This window comes from Providencia burhodogranariea DSM 19968, from assembly GCF_000314855.2.
Taxonomy (GTDB): domain Bacteria; phylum Pseudomonadota; class Gammaproteobacteria; order Enterobacterales; family Enterobacteriaceae; genus Providencia; species Providencia burhodogranariea.
This window is the reverse complement of the sequence record NZ_KB233222.1, coordinates 365,648-381,226: the sequence shown is the minus strand read 5'-3', so window position 1 is coordinate 381,226 and position 15,579 is coordinate 365,648. Positions and strand designations below refer to the sequence as shown.

Annotated in this window: 14 protein-coding genes; 2 read left to right on the top strand and 12 right to left on the bottom strand. The window is 41.3% G+C overall.

Annotation, left to right across the window (positions count from 1 at the left end):
* A partial coding sequence (locus OOA_RS01570; protein ID WP_008910363.1) for a transposase occupies positions 1 to 288 on the top strand: 288 nt, incomplete at its 5' end.
* A 425-nt stretch (positions 289 to 713) separates the two neighbouring features.
* Here the strand turns inward: OOA_RS01570 and mutT are convergent.
* The 3 genes from mutT to secM form a co-directional block, all read right to left on the bottom strand.
* A complete protein-coding gene (gene mutT, locus OOA_RS01565) occupies positions 714 to 1,103 on the bottom strand; it encodes an 8-oxo-dGTP diphosphatase MutT (RefSeq protein WP_008910362.1) in 390 nt (129 codons plus the stop codon).
* Positions 1,104 to 1,156: 53 nt separating this feature from the next.
* Positions 1,157 to 3,868 carry a preprotein translocase subunit SecA gene (secA, locus tag OOA_RS01560; RefSeq protein WP_008910361.1) on the bottom strand — a complete coding sequence of 904 codons (2,712 nt, stop codon included), beginning with the start codon at positions 3,866 to 3,868 and terminating at the stop codon, positions 1,157 to 1,159.
* A gap of 104 nt (positions 3,869 to 3,972) precedes the next feature.
* The gene (secM, locus tag OOA_RS01555) at positions 3,973 to 4,500 is read right to left on the bottom strand and encodes a secA translation cis-regulator SecM (RefSeq protein ID WP_008910360.1); all 528 of its coding nucleotides are present in this window, start codon (positions 4,498 to 4,500) and stop codon (positions 3,973 to 3,975) included.
* A 120-nt stretch (positions 4,501 to 4,620) separates the two neighbouring features.
* On the opposite strand from secM, the gene OOA_RS01550 reads away from it, so the two are divergent.
* Entirely contained in the window at positions 4,621 to 5,142 is a 522-nt protein-coding gene (locus tag OOA_RS01550; protein WP_008910359.1) for a DUF721 domain-containing protein, read from the top strand.
* Between the two features lie 66 nt (positions 5,143 to 5,208).
* On the opposite strand, the gene lpxC is transcribed toward OOA_RS01550, so the two are convergent.
* The 9 genes from lpxC to murD all read right to left on the bottom strand — a co-directional run bounded on the left by lpxC (position 5,209) and on the right by murD (position 15,579).
* The gene (gene lpxC, locus OOA_RS01545) at positions 5,209 to 6,126 is read right to left on the bottom strand and encodes a UDP-3-O-acyl-N-acetylglucosamine deacetylase (protein ID WP_008910358.1); all 918 of its coding nucleotides are present in this window, start codon (positions 6,124 to 6,126) and stop codon (positions 5,209 to 5,211) included.
* A 98-nt stretch (positions 6,127 to 6,224) separates the two neighbouring features.
* Positions 6,225 to 7,385 (bottom strand): cell division protein FtsZ, encoded by a 1,161-nt coding sequence (gene ftsZ / locus OOA_RS01540; protein WP_008910357.1) that lies wholly within the window; start codon positions 7,383 to 7,385, stop codon positions 6,225 to 6,227.
* Positions 7,386 to 7,441: 56 nt separating this feature from the next.
* A complete protein-coding gene (gene ftsA / locus OOA_RS01535) occupies positions 7,442 to 8,698 on the bottom strand; it encodes a cell division protein FtsA (RefSeq protein ID WP_008910356.1) in 1,257 nt (418 codons plus the stop codon).
* Between the two features lie 36 nt (positions 8,699 to 8,734).
* Positions 8,735 to 9,544 carry a cell division protein FtsQ gene (gene ftsQ, locus OOA_RS01530; protein ID WP_008910355.1) on the bottom strand — a complete coding sequence of 270 codons (810 nt, stop codon included), beginning with the start codon at positions 9,542 to 9,544 and terminating at the stop codon, positions 8,735 to 8,737.
* 1 nt (position 9,545) lies between these two features.
* On the bottom strand, positions 9,546 to 10,466 hold the full coding sequence (locus tag OOA_RS01525) for a D-alanine--D-alanine ligase (protein WP_008910354.1): 921 nt from the start codon (positions 10,464 to 10,466) through the stop codon (positions 9,546 to 9,548).
* Positions 10,467 to 10,468: 2 nt separating this feature from the next.
* Complete coding sequence (murC, locus tag OOA_RS01520) at positions 10,469 to 11,932, bottom strand: UDP-N-acetylmuramate--L-alanine ligase (protein ID WP_040690718.1); 1,464 nt, start codon at positions 11,930 to 11,932, stop codon at positions 10,469 to 10,471.
* Positions 11,933 to 11,990: 58 nt separating this feature from the next.
* Positions 11,991 to 13,064, bottom strand: coding sequence for an undecaprenyldiphospho-muramoylpentapeptide beta-N-acetylglucosaminyltransferase (gene murG / locus OOA_RS01515; protein ID WP_008910352.1), 1,074 nt, complete (start codon positions 13,062 to 13,064; stop codon positions 11,991 to 11,993).
* Positions 13,061 to 14,254, bottom strand: a complete 1,194-nt coding sequence (gene ftsW, locus OOA_RS01510) for a cell division protein FtsW (protein ID WP_008910351.1) — start codon at positions 14,252 to 14,254, stop codon at positions 13,061 to 13,063. Before ftsW ends, murG begins: the two co-directional genes overlap by 4 nt.
* Positions 14,254 to 15,579 carry a UDP-N-acetylmuramoyl-L-alanine--D-glutamate ligase gene (gene murD / locus OOA_RS01505; RefSeq protein ID WP_008910350.1) on the bottom strand — a complete coding sequence of 442 codons (1,326 nt, stop codon included), beginning with the start codon at positions 15,577 to 15,579 and terminating at the stop codon, positions 14,254 to 14,256. The genes ftsW and murD overlap by 1 nt, the downstream gene beginning before the upstream one ends.

The following is a 15,579-nucleotide window of genomic DNA, read 5'->3' as shown; positions in this document are numbered from 1 at the left end:
GAAGATTTAAAGATGGAAGGAATAACATGGGTAACAGGACAACGCAAAAGTATGAAGCCAAAATTATTAGCGGCTTGGGATAGAGCGATGCTAGCTAAGCGATTCATTATTGAAACAATTAATGATCAGCTGAAAAACATTACGCAGATTGAACATTCTCGCCATCGTAGTTTGCATGAATTCATGTTGAATTTACTGGGCGGTTTGATTGGCTATTGTTTGAAACCAAAAAGGCCATCACTGAATATTTCAAATACCGAGAAAACAGGGCTTCAAGTAATGGCTTAAACCGATCTCAGGTTAACTGCCTATATCCATTTTTAACTACATTGAATAGTTATTGATGACGTCATAATTTGGCAATAATGAAAGAGCCATTTTTTGATTAAATACGTAGTGTGACATGTCACATTTTTTTGGTAATAATTTTGATTTTCACTGTGAAACCGCAAAAAAATCAATTATTTTATATTTTTTTCAATAAGTTATAATTTTGTTATCGACCCCTTCAAGTTCACTTTAGATTACATGATTATGTAATCATTCTGATTGCACTAATTATGTAGTAAATAAGTATATCGATTAGCTATCTATCTAACTTAATAACGTATTGCAGGTTCATTGGATTTAATCGTTCTTGACCGAGTCCTTTGAACTTCGAACCTGCTTTAGCTATTTTGTTATACTGTGTTAAAACTGATTTTTAAGCTATATTATTTCAGCATATCAACAATCACACGGTTAGCTGGAGGGAAATCATCAGCAACTAAGTCCTTCTGATCAATCCAACGTCCTTTTTGCCCTTCTCTTCCATAAGGCTCATTATTCCAACTAGAAACCATATAAAAATAGAGAGTGATATAACGATCATCAAATTCATGTTCAACACAATGAAACAGCTCGCACTCTGCCACAATAATACCAACTTCTTCTTCTAGCTCGCGAATTAAAGCGTCTTCAGGCAATTCACCGACTTCTAATTTCCCACCTGGAAACTCCCAAAAGCCAGCCATATGCGTTCCATCTGGTCGTTGAGTAATAAATATTTTTTGATTTTTATCACGAATAATCCCAGCGGCGATATAAAGATGTTTTTTTTCCATAATTTCTTCGTTAAAAAGGCGGGTTACCCCGCCTTATTTTATTTAAATGTAAATTAATTTAATCGACCATGGCACTGTTTGTACTTTTTACCTGACCCACAAGGACAAGGATCATTACGACCTATTTTATGACCTTGAGTTGCTATTTGTGCTTCAGCTTCAGACATCAATGATTCAGCACTCGATTCATGGCTGAGTTGTTGCCTTTTCGCCAAACGTTCCGCTTCTTCTTTACGTTGTTGCTCTAATGCTTCAACTTCTTCCGGTAAGCGAACTTGTACTTTAGAGAGCGTGCTAATCACTTCATACTTTAGGGTTTCAAGCATATTAGCAAACATATTGAACGATTCACGCTTATATTCTTGCTTCGGATCTTTTTGCGCATAGCCACGTAAATGGATACCTTGACGTAAGTAATCCATCGAAGCCAAGTGCTCTTTCCACAATGTATCAAGCGTTTGTAGCATGACGCCTTTTTCAAAGTTGCGCATCATTTCGATTCCAACAATTTCTTCTTTTTGTTGGTAGACTTCAATTGCTTTCGACATAATACGCTCACGAAGCGTTTCCTCGTGAAGCTCAGGCTCTTTATCTAGCCATTCTTTGATCGGTAAGTCTAAGTCAAAGTCATTAATTAAACGTTTTTGAAGCCCTTCGATATCCCACATTTCTTCCAACGATTGAGGTGGAATGTAAAGATCCATCGTTGTCGCGAATACATCTTCACGAATGCTATCAACTGTTTCTTTGATATCGCCGCCATCAAGCAATTCGTTACGCTGAGAATAGATAGCTCGGCGTTGATCACTCGCAACATCATCGTATTCAAGTAATTGTTTACGAATATCAAAGTTACGGTTTTCAACTTTGCGCTGTGCGTTAGCGATAGCTTTAGTCACCCATGGATGCTCAATTGCTTCACCAGGCTTCATACCTAACTTGCGCATCATACCTGTCACACGGTCTGACGCAAAAATACGCATCAATGCATCTTCCATTGATAAGTAGAAGCGTGAAGAACCAGCATCCCCTTGACGACCCGCACGACCGCGCAATTGGTTATCAATACGACGAGATTCATGTCGTTCTGTACCAATTATATGTAAACCACCTGATGCCAAAACCGCATCATGGCGAACTTTCCATTGTGCTTTAATTTCATCAATTTGTTCTTGAGTTGGTGCTTCTAAGGCGGCAACCTCTGACTGCCAACTACCACCTAACATGATATCGGTACCACGACCCGCCATGTTAGTTGCAATAGTTACTGCAGCTGCTTGACCCGCATTGGCAATAATATCGGCTTCCATCGCATGGAATTTAGCATTCAATACATTGTGTGCAATCTTAGCTTTTTTCAACGCATTAGAAATCAACTCTGATTTTTCAATCGAAATTGTACCCACTAAAACTGGCTGACCATTAGCGGTTCTTTCACGGATATCTTCAATAATTGCATCGAATTTATCTGTTTCATTCATATAGACTAAATCAGGTAAATCTTTACGTACCATAGGACGGTTAGTTGGAATAACAATGGTATCTAACTTATAGATAGAGCTAAATTCGAATGCTTCTGTATCGGCAGTACCAGTCATACCTGCAAGTTTTTCATACAGACGGAAATAGTTCTGGAATGTAATTGAAGCCAGTGTTTGGTTTTCATTTTGAATCTCAACACCTTCTTTGGCTTCAACCGCCTGATGCAAACCATCAGACCAACGACGCCCTTCCATTGTACGGCCAGTATGTTCATCGACGATAATAACTTGGCCATCTTTGACAATATAATCAACATCTAATGTAAATAGCGCATGCGCACGTAAACCAGCCATTACATGATGCATAAGCATAATATTTGTCGGGGAGTATAATGACTCGCCTTCATCCATTAGACCTTCTTCGATCAACATTTCTTCAATCAGGACTAGACCACGTTCAGTAATAGTCACCTGACGGGATTTTTCATCTACTGAGAAATGCCCTTCACCTTGGAAGGTATCTGAATCTTCCTTTTCTTGACGCTGTAGTTTTGGAATTAATACATCAACTTTTTTGTACATCTCAGAGCTGTCTTCCGCAGGTCCAGAGATGATCAGTGGTGTTCGGGCTTCATCAATAAGAATTGAGTCAACCTCATCCACTAATGCATAATGCAGTTTACGTTGAACTCGCTCTTCTGGACTGAAAGCCATGTTGTCACGCAAATAGTCAAAACCGAACTCATTGTTAGTACCGTAAGTAATATCTGCAGCATAAGCTTCACGCTTCATAGGTGCAGCCATACCCGGCAAGTTAATACCAACAGTAAGTCCTAAAAATTCGAATAGTGGACGGTTGTTTTCAGCATCACGTTTTGCTAAGTAATCGTTTACTGTAACTACGTGAACACCCTTACCCGTTAAACCATTTAAATAAGCAGGTAAAGTTGCAGTTAAGGTTTTACCTTCACCTGTACGCATTTCTGCAATACAACGTTCATTCAGAACCATACCACCTATCATCTGAACGTCGAAGTGACGCATACCAAAAACACGTTTACTCGCCTCACGAACGGTCGCAAATGCTTCAGGAATAATACTTTCAAGACTTTCATTTTTGCTCAGGCGCTCACGAAACTCTTGAGTTTTTGCTTTCAGTTCATCGTCGCTCAGTTTTACAAATTCAGGTTCTAATTGATTAATTTTCTCAACTTCTTTACGCAAACGACGAAGTGTACGGTCATTGCGGCTGCCAAAGACTTTGGTAAGTAATTTTGTTAACATATTTATATATTCTCAGGTAATTCAGTAGATTGCTAAATAATACGATTATTTATATTGAAGGATGCCTTTCCCATCGAAGATGAGGAAATAGACATCAGTAGTCATTAGGAAACGGCTGGGCCAGCACGGATCCCATGTACCTGAGCAACCCAAATAGCGGGCTGATATGAAACGAAAACAGGATAAACATAGCTAGTTATCTGAGCTACATTATCACTCCACTGAAGTGAACGTTGTGCCAACATGGCATACAACGTATCTAGCATGATTTGTGGTGCGAACAGTGAGCTTTTGGGCTCATCCTGTTGATCCACCTCATCATCTTCATTTGTGGAAAATGCAAAAGTCAGCTGCCTAATGACATTTCTAACTGCATGTTGCTGCCAATAATTTACAGAATAAGAAGAAGAGGATGACGAGCGCTGAGGACTTTGCTGTGCAAATAAATTATCAAATGCATTAACTGCTTGATTTTGACGATTGACAGAAGAAGAGTTAAATTGGGTTTGTTGCCCTTCTGATAAAGCATTTAAAATCGCAGGCATGCCAATACCTGTAGCCACCACCCCTAATAAAAAGTGAGACCAAAAGTATCTTCTACCAAATTGTCGCCAAAGATTTAAAATACCCATCAAATTCTTATATTATTTTTCTGCTACAGTATTTCTATTGATAATTGCTATATAGTACACCAATCATAGCTTACTTGATGTATCTAGACAGTTAAATCTACCCATTAGGCGGAGCCAAAAATGAGAGATAGTCACCCACAAGCGTTATTCGATGTTCTTGAGGAATCACTCGCTAAAACGAGTAGCCCCTTACAAACTATTCAGCGTAATGCTAAAGCAATAAACAAATTAAACCAAGCGGTAAAAGGTTTACTACCAACTGAAGTTAAACCTATGTGCCGAGTGGCTAACTATCGTAATAGTATTTTGGTTATCGAGGTTGCTAATGCAAGCTGGATGACACGATTGAATTACGAAAAGCTTAACCTGCTTTCTGCATTACGAGGCTCTATTCTACCATCTTTATCTTCTATCGACATCAGAATCAATCCCGTTCTCATGCGAAAAAAGGTTGAAAATAGCTCACTGAGTAATCAAACAGTTAAAACTAGTCAGGTTCCGAATGGCCGTAAGATTAGTACCGAAACAGCAAAGCACCTATTGCATTTGGCAAAAAACAGTTCAAAAGGTTTAAAAGAGAGATTAGAGCGGTTGGCTGCACTGGCCGGAGAGAGTACCAGCACAACCAACAGAAAAGACTGACATTAATTGAGAACGTTAATGTCAGCTATACTGCTTACCTTACATAATTGACTTTTATCAGTTTAATTATGCGTAAACAGCTGAAGGTGCTTTAAATGCCATTGGCAGTTCTGCTTCATCTTCATAGGTAACAAGATCCCAAGCTGATTCTTTTGCTAAAACTGCTTGCAGAAGCTTGTTATTCAATGCATGGCCTGATTTGTATGCAGTAAATGCACCAATAATATTATGCCCACACATGAATAGATCACCGATAGCATCGAGCGTTTTATGACGAACGAATTCATCTTCAAAACGTAAGCCATCTTCATTGAGGACTTTATAATCATCAACAACAATAGCGCAATCGAAACTACCACCTAAGCATAAACCTTTAGATTGCAGATATTCAATATCACGCATAAAACCAAAAGTACGCGCACGACTAATTTGACTAACAAATGCCTCAGCTGAAAAATCAATCGCATAACGCTGAGTACTGCTATCAATCGCCGGGTGATTAAAATCAATAGTGAAATCAAGGCTAAAACCATTATATGGTGTGAATTCAGCCCACTTGTCACCATCTTCTATGCGTACTTTCTCTTTAATACGTAAGAATTTCTTCGCACAATTCAGTTCTTCAATACCGGCATCCAGTAATAAGAAAACGAAAGGTGCTGCACTGCCATCCATAATCGGGATTTCAGGCGCATTGACTTCAATAACAATATTATCGATACCTAATCCTGCCAAGGCAGCATTCAGATGCTCTACGGTCGAAATACGCACGTTATCTTCATTGACTAAACAAGTACATAACATGGTATCGCGGACAGACTTAGCATCAGCCGGGAAATCAACCGGAGGATTTAGGTCAGTACGACGGTAGATGACCCCGGTGTTTGCCGCCGCTGGACGCAGAGTAAGCGTGACTTTCTTGCCGGTATGTAAACCAACACCAGTCGCTTCAACTATGCGTTTAAGTGTCCTTTGTTTGATCATCGTATTTTTCTCGCAATGTTATCCGTCCTGCTGATTATCATACAAGATAACCAGCGGGAAAGTTTAGCACAAAAAGCGGAGAATCCAATAAATTAATATTAATCGGCCTGTTTACGCAAAAATGCTGGGATATCCAAATAATCTGGTTCCTTATTTGTTTGCGTATTTTGGTCATTTACCGCTTTAGCTGCTGCTGGCTTTTCTTCTGTCAATGAAGACATGCTATTTTGCATTTGCTGATAGCGTTGCTCCATAGAAGCCTGCTGTGACATCTTGTTGTTCACTAGCGTAATTTCTGGACGTTTGTCCATACCAATACCAGTAGCAACAACAGTGACACGTAATTCTTCATTCATTTCTGGATCAAGCGATGTACCAATTACGACTGTCGCGTTATCAGATGCGAATGCACGAATGGTGTTACCCACTGTTTCAAACTCATCTAAACGCAGGTCGAAACCAGCTGTAATGTTGACAAGAACACCGCGAGCACCTGAAAGGTCGATATCTTCCAGAAGTGGACTTGAAATAGCCATTTCAGCTGCTTCTTCCGCACGATCTTCACCGCGAGCAACACCAGAACCCATCATGGCATAGCCCATTTCTGACATTACAGTACGCACGTCAGCAAAGTCTACGTTCATAAGGCCAGGACGAGTAATCAGTTCAGCGATACCTTGAACAGCGCCTTTCAATACATCATTAGCTGCACCAAATGCATCAAGTAAAGAAATCCCACGACCCAGGACTTTTAATAATTTATCATTCGGAATAGTGATCAGTGAGTCAACATGTTTAGACAACTCAGTGATACCTGCTTCCGCAAATGCCATACGTTTTTTGCCTTCAAAATTGAATGGCTTAGTCACGACAGCAACTGTTAAAATACCCAGTTCTTTGGCTACTTCAGCAACGACGGGGGCAGCACCTGTACCTGTACCACCACCCATTCCAGCTGCGATAAAGACCATGTCTGCACCATCAAGTGCATTGCGTAAAGCTTCACGATCTTCTTCAGCTGCATTGCGGCCCACTTCAGGGTTAGCGCCAGCGCCAAGACCTTTAGTAATGCCAGTACCAATCTGGATTGTTTGTCCGACTGCAGTTTTACGCAGCGCCTGTGCATCCGTGTTGACAGCGAAGAATTCAACGCCTTCAATACGCTCACGCACCATGTGTTCAACGGCATTACCGCCGCCGCCACCAACGCCGATGACTTTAATCACCGCATCATTGGTTAGCTCCATTGGTTCAAACATAATGTCTCTCCGTTTTGTGCTTACTTCGAAGCTAATAATATGCTTCTGAATAAAATTTAAAATTCTTTTCTCAGCCAACCAGTGATTTTACTAAACCACCCTTTGACTGAAGCACGTTTTTCCGTTTCGGTATCATCGCCAAGATGGCTTTCTTTACCGTAATGCAGAAGCCCAACCGCAGTTGAATAATAAGGCTCCTGAGCATAATCCGTTAAGCCTGTAATATTTAGTGGGGTACCAATTCTCACTTGGGTATGAAAAACTTTTTGTGCACATTCGACTAGGCCGTCGATTTGTGCAGCACCACCAGTAAGAACGATACCTGCTGCCAAATGGTGTTTGACACCTTGTTGGCGTAACTGTTCCTGTAAATTCAAAATTTCTTCATTTACGAGGTTTAACAGTTCGGTATAGCGAGGTTCAATGACTTCCGCTAAAGTCTGACGTTGCAAACTTCTTGGCGGTCGTCCACCGACACTAGGTACTTCAACTGTTTCATCTTTACTTACAATCGAACCTACAGCACAACCATGGCGAACTTTAATAGCTTCAGCGTCACTTGGTGGTGTACCGAATGCATACGCAATATCACTAGTGACAACATTCCCTGCGTAAGGAATGACTTTGGTATGACGCAATGCACCGCCTGTATAAACAGCCATATCCATGGTGCCCCCACCGATATCGACAACGCAAACACCAAGTTCACGCTCATCTTCTGTCAGCACAGAGTAGCTTGCAGCAAGACCTGCAAATATCAGTTGGTCAACTTTCAATCCACAACGTTCTACCGCTTTGACAATATTCTTTGCCATATCGTTATGGCAAGTAATCAAATGTACTTTGGCCTGCATGCGAACACCCGATAGACCAACAGGGTTCTTGATTCCTTCTTGGTAATCAATCGCGAACTCTTGAGGGATCACATGAAGAATTCTGTGCTCATCGCGAACTCTAACTGATTTAGCCGTATGAACAACACTGTCGACATCTTCTTGTGTCACTTCTTCTTCTGAAACTGGCACCATACCAATTTCATTTTGGCAACTAACATGCTTACCCGATAGCGCAAGATAAACTGAAGATATTTGGCAATCGGCCATCAATTCAGCCTGATCAATTGCTCTTTGCACGCATTTAACGACAGATTCCAAATCGTTAACGCCACCTTTGTCCATTCCACGAGATGGACAACTCCCCACCCCGATAATATTCACCATACCATCGGGCAGAATCTCACCTACAAGAGCAGACACCTTGGAAGTTCCAATTTCAAGGCCTACAACTAATTTTCTGTCCGTCGTTTTGATCATTTGCTTCTGCCTAGTCCGAGTTATTAGCAATATTAATTATTGTAACCCCAATGGTGCATCTACCAAAAGTGGCGCCCACCCCACTGCTGCACCACTGGTATAACGAAGGTCAACATAGTCAACACGTTTATCTGTGGTTTGCTGCAAAAGCGGATAAAGTTCAAGGAAACGATTTAACCGCTCAAGTACATCTTTTTTTCCGAGTTCAATTCGGATGTCATTATCTAAAATAAGCTGCCAAGCATGTCGTGCTGTCATAGAGACTGATTTAAGTTTTAAATTATGATCTGCAAGTACTTTTCTAAACGCAACATACTCTTTAAGAACTTCTTTTTGGCTGCCTTGTGGCCCATAAAGCAATGGATAATCACCTTTATTATCTTCACTTGCAGGAAGACTAAATACGCGGCCTTCACCATCAACCATATTTTGATCATTCCAGCGAGCATAAGGTACATATTCTACCAGATGGATCTTTAATTCATCTGGCCACTGCTTACGAACTGTAACTTGACGAATCCACGGCATTGAACTTATTTGGTTTTGAATAGCATTAACATCTACTGTCATAAATGTTCCAGGTTGCCCAAGTGATAATATCGCCTTTCTGACATCATCATTCTTTGTGTAATGGCGCTCACCTGTTAAGACTAATTTTGACATTGGCAGCCTATCCGCATCTTTCATCCAATTCATGACAGTCCAGCCACTCCAAATAATTGTGCCAACAACCATTAGAAAGAAAATCAACCCACTGAGAAACGTTCCATTACTCGGGCCTGAATTTGGATCATTACTGTCATCATTATTCTTATGATGCCGAACATTTAATGCTGCCTGTGACATATCAGTTAGCCAATTCCAAAATGCGTACTACTAACTGTGAAAAATCCATACCTGCTTGACGCGCAGCCATTGGAACCAAACTATGACTCGTCATACCTGGTGATGTATTCACTTCTAACAAGTAAAATTGACCATCATTATCTTGCATCACATCAACCCTCCCCCAACCACGGCATCCAACTGCTTTATAAGCACGCATCGCAAGTTCGGAAAGTGTTGACTCTAATTCTTCACTTAAACCGCTTGGGCAAAAATACTGAGTTTCGTCAGAAAGATATTTCGCCTCATAATCATAAAAAATGCCCGGAGACTGAATACGAATCGATGGAAGCGTTTGTTCGCTTAATACCGCAACTGTAAATTCAGGACCACTCAACCACTTTTCCACTAATACTGTTTCATCAAAACGAAAAGCCAATTCTAATGCTGCTGACAACTCATCAAAATTATCCACTTTACTCATGCCTACACTTGACCCTTCTAGGCTAGGTTTGACAATTAGTGGTAATCCTAGATGTGCAACTAATTCTTGAATTTGTAATTTTGCCAGCGAACTAAATTGAGTTTGGTTTAGATAAATATACGGTGATACTGGTAAGCCAGCACCTTCCCAAAGCTGTTTAGTTCGAAGTTTATCCATACTAAGTGCGGACGCCATCACGCCGCTACCAGTATAAGGTACCCCTAAAAATTCAAGCATCCCTTGAATTGTGCCATCTTCACCACCTCGACCATGAAGGGCAATAAACGCTTTATCAAAACCCGCGTCTTTAAGTGCTACAACAGGAAAATCTTTGGTATCAACAGGGTGAGCATCAATCCCTGCCTGACGTAAACCAGCAAGTACCGCATGACCTGATTGAAGTGACACTTCACGTTCAGCTGATGTCCCGCCAAATAAAACCGCAACTTTCTCGGTCATGATCACTCCTCTACCACAGGTGGCTGTAATTTTGTATCTGCAAGGTTACGCGCTATTTTACCAATATTTCCAGCACCTTGAACTAAAACCAAATCATTTGCATCAAGTGCTTGCGCCAAAAACTGAGATACTAGCTCAGGCTCAGCTACATAAATTGGATCAAGTTGCCCACGCCCACGAATTGTTCGGCATAATGAACGACTATCCGCGCCGGGAACTGGTTTTTCACCAGCAGGGTAAACTTCAAGCATCAATAACACATCAACTTGGCTCAGAACATGTGCAAAATCATCATATAAGTCACGGGTACGAGAATAACGGTGCGGTTGGAAAACCATCACTATACGCTTATCAGGCCACCCTGCTCTGGCTGCTTTAATGGTTGCGTCAACCTCAGTTGGATGGTGCCCATAGTCATCAACCAACATAACCTCACCGACTTTACCATTCACATGACGTAGTGAATAATTACCGAGGAAATCAAAACGGCGTCCAGTTCCTTGAAATTCTGCCAGTGCCGACAAAATATGGAGGTCATCAATACCTTCTTCTGTAGCAACAGCAACAGCAGCGGTAGCATTGAGAGCATTATGACGACCAGGTGCATTTAGAACCACGGTTAGCTCTGGCATATTTTGACGAGCGATCGTAAAGAAACCTTGGTTACCTTTTTGCTCATATTTAATAATGCGTACATCCGCATCTTCGCTAAAACCATAAGTGGTGATATAGCGGCTAATTCTTGGTAGCAATGAACGGATCACTGGATCATCGATACACATCACTGCACGCCCATAAAATGGCAAGTTATGCAGGAAATTGATGAAGGTATCTTTCAAGGTTTCAAAATTACCCTGATAAGTATCCATATGGTCTGCTTCAATATTTGTAACTACTGCAACCAAAGGTTGTAAATGTAAAAACGATGCATCACTTTCATCAGCTTCAGCTATTAAGTAACGACTACTTCCCAAACGTGCATGGGTTCCTGCTGATTTGACTAAACCACCATTTACAAATGTTGGGTCTAAACCTGCCTGTGCATAAATCCCCGAAATCATCGCGGTAGTTGTTGTTTTTCCATGTGTTCCTGCTATCGCTATTCCATGGCGATAACGCATTAATTCGGCCAACATTTCAGCACGACGAATAACAGGAATACGTAACTCATGCGCAGCTTGAATTTCTGGGTTATCCTCAGAAATTGCAGTTGATACGACCACAACGCTGGCATCTTCAACATTTTCAGGGCGATGATTAAAATAAATCGTTGCTCCTAATGAAGTCAGTTGTTGAGTTACTGCATTCGGCGCTAAGTCAGAACCACTAATTTGGTAACCTTCATTTGCCAACACTTCGGCGATACCACCCATGCCAGCACCACCGATACCGACAAAATGGATGTGCCTGACTCTTCTCATTTCCGGCACTGATGTTCTTAATTTCGCCAACTGTTGTGTATTCACTATATGTCTTCGCTTTTTTATTAATTCTGTATCAATGTCGCTTTATCGATAGTCGTAACTATTTAGCCACTTCAGATATCACAGCTGCCACACGTTCAGTTGCATCAGTGATAGCACAAGAACGCGCTTTTTTAGCCATCGATAACAATTCATCTCGATCCCATTGCTGAAGTAGATTTACAACAGCTTCAGCAGTGAACTGAGGTTGCTCGAGTATTTTTGCTGCGCCTGCTTTCTCTAGTGGCAGAGCATTCCAATATTGTTGACGGTCTTTGTGCTGAAAAGGAACAAAAATAGCAGGTAACCCTGCTGCCGCTACTTCGCTGACTGTCAAAGCACCTGAACGGCAAATTATGATATCAGCCCACGCATAAGCTTGCGCCATATCATCAATAAACTCAGTAACTTTAAACTCGGAATTAACTGAATTATTTAGTCTTTCATTATACAACGCTTCTGTAGATTCCTTACTTCCTTTTCCTGCCTGATGCCAGATATTTAACTGTTTGCTTGTTTTTTCGGCAATTTGAGGCGTAATTTGGTTCAAAATACGCGCACCTTGACTACCGCCAACAACTAATATGCGTATTTTTTCATCGCGATTGGCAAATCTTTCTTCTGGTAAAGGCAGTGCTAAAACATCATCCCGTACTGGGTTTCCAACTACAGGCACATTTGGAAAAGCACCTGGAAATGCTTGCAGTACACGTTTAGCAATCTTTGAAAGCCATTTATTGGTCAACCCGGCAATGCCGTTTTGCTCATGAAGGACTACTGGAACGCCAGATAACCAGGCAGCAATACCACCCGGCCCTGATACATACCCACCCATGCCTAAAACGGCATCTGGTTGATATTGTTTGATAATTTTTTTTGCCTGACATACTGCATTAAAAATTCGCCAAGGCGCAGCAGCTAAAGCCAAAATTCCTTTTCCTCTTAGCCCTGATATCCGTATAAATTCAATTTCAATTCCATGTTGAGGAACTAACGTAGCTTCCATACGATCAGCAGTACCCAACCAGAGGATTTCCCAACCTTGAGCTTGCAAATAATGCGCCACAGCGAGTCCTGGAAATACATGTCCTCCAGTACCACCTGCCATGACTAGTAATTTTTTTGCTCGACTCATTTTGCACTCCTTACAAACGCCTGAGCTTTTTCCAACCGCGTTTCAAAATCCACTCTTAACAATACAGCTATTGCCGCAGACATCACTAATAAACTCGAACCACCATAGCTAATTAGCGGTAATGTTAATCCTTTGGTTGGTAGCATACCGGCTGCTGCTCCCACGTTGACTAACGCCTGAAAAGTAAACCATATACCGATTGAGCACGCTAAATAGCCAGCAAATAGTTGATTCGCTAATAATGCTCTACGACCTATCATCATTGCGCGAAATGCCAACATGAAGACCATAAATAAAACAAGTACAACACCAATGTAACCGAGCTCTTCAGCTAAAACCGAAAAAATAAAGTCAGTATGCGCTTCAGGTAAATATTCCAGTTTTTGGACCGAATTACCTAAGCCTTGACCTAAAACTTCGCCTCGACCAAATGCCATTAGTGATTGTGTAAGTTGATAGCCACTACCGAATGGATCTTCCCATGGGTTTAGAAATGATGTCACTCGACGTAAACGATAAGGCTCAAACCAGATCAATGCCAACACACCGACGGCACAAGCAGCAATCCCAATAATGAATGGTGCAAGCCTTGCTCCTGCAAGGAACAATAGCCCGAGCGTAGTGACGACTAATACAATAACTGTCCCTAAGTCAGGTTGCAGTAACAGCAATGAAGCCATTCCAATCAAAATACTCATCGGTTTGACAAAACCAAGAAATCGAGTTCGAACCTCTTCTGACTTCCTGACTAAGTAACTCGATACATAACAAAATAAGGCAAATTTAGATATTTCCGCGGGTTGAATTTTAACAATACCAACGTCAATCCAACGTGACGCACCATTAACTGAGCTTCCTGCAACTAATACCACCGCCAACAATAGAAGAGAAATCATCAATATAATAAAGCTGTATTTCTCCCAAACAGCCATTGGGACTCTCATAACACCTAAAACAAGCACGAATGCTACAACCAAGTACATTACATCACGTTTGGCAAAGTAAAATGGGTCATCTGTCAATCTTTGACCAACAGGCATTGATGCTGAAGTCACCATCACAAAGCCTATCGCTGCAAGCCCAAGTGCGAGCCACACCAATGTACGGTCGTAGAGTGTTGAGCCAGAAATCACCCCACCCTTTTCACCGATTACCCAGTTTTTTAATCGCACAGCACCCGGTATGGTCATCAACCAAGCTCCTTCGCTAACTGCGCAAAAATAACACCGCGTTGCTCAAAGTTTTTGAATTGATCAATACTCGCGCAAGCAGGTGAAAGCAATACCATATCACCCGCCTTTAAATTGGGTGCGAGATACCTAATACTCTGTTCCATCGTTTCAGTCAGAATTGATTTTTCCGGTTCTAATTGTGCTAGAGCCTTACCATCACGACCAAAACAATATAGACGAACGTTATCTTCGGCTAGGTAAGCTTTTAACGGAGAAAAATCAGCAGATTTTCCATCTCCGCCGAGTAAAAGATGCAATGTTCCATCGACTTTCAAACCATTTAGTGCGGCTTCAGTACTGCCCACATTAGTCGCTTTAGAATCGTTGATCCAACGCACCCCATTATTAAATAGCACTAATTGGAATCGATGAACTAAGCCAGTATAACTTTTTAATACGCTTAAACTTGCATCACGTGGAATGCCTGCAATATCGGCCAGAGCAAGTGCAGCTAATGCATTGGTGTAATTGTGTTGCCCTGTAAAATACATATCAGCAACATTAATGACCACTTCGCCTTTTGCGACTAACGTGCGTTGATGTGTATCAAAATAATAATCCCCATCATCTATGCCAAAACTGATGCACTCATCGCTCGTTTTATTTAATGGCAAGGTTAATGAGTCTTGAGCATTCACTACACAGTTGAGCGCATTTTGATAAATACGGAGTTTAGCATCTCGATACTGGACCAAACCGACTGGATAGCGATCCATATGGTCTTCAGTGACATTCAGCACAGTTGCGGCAAGCGCTTTTAAACTTGACGTTGTTTCTAATTGAAAGCTTGATAATTCAAGCACATAAAGTTGATGACCTTGGCTTAATAATGACAAGGCTGGAATACCAATATTTCCACCTATACCAACAGATATACCCGCCGCTTTCGCTATTTCACCAACGAGAGAGGTCACAGTACTTTTACCGTTAGAGCCTGTGATAGCAATAACAGGGGCGTCAACTTCACGGCAAAAAAGTTCAATATCCCCGACAATCTCAATTCCATTCATTGCAGCTTGTTGTAATTCAGGTGTTGCTAGTGCAACACCTGGACTTACCACAATAAGATCTGATTCTTGCAACCATTGATTATTTAAACTTCCGCAATGACATTTAACATTTTCAGGTAATTGATCTACTCCTGACGGCATAGCGCGAGTATCCATCACTCGGGGAATCACCCCCTGAGATAAGAAAAAATGCACACAAGATAGCCCTGTTAAGCCAAGGCCAATGATGACCACTTGTTTACCCTGATACTGTTTGCCCTGAAAATGTTCCAT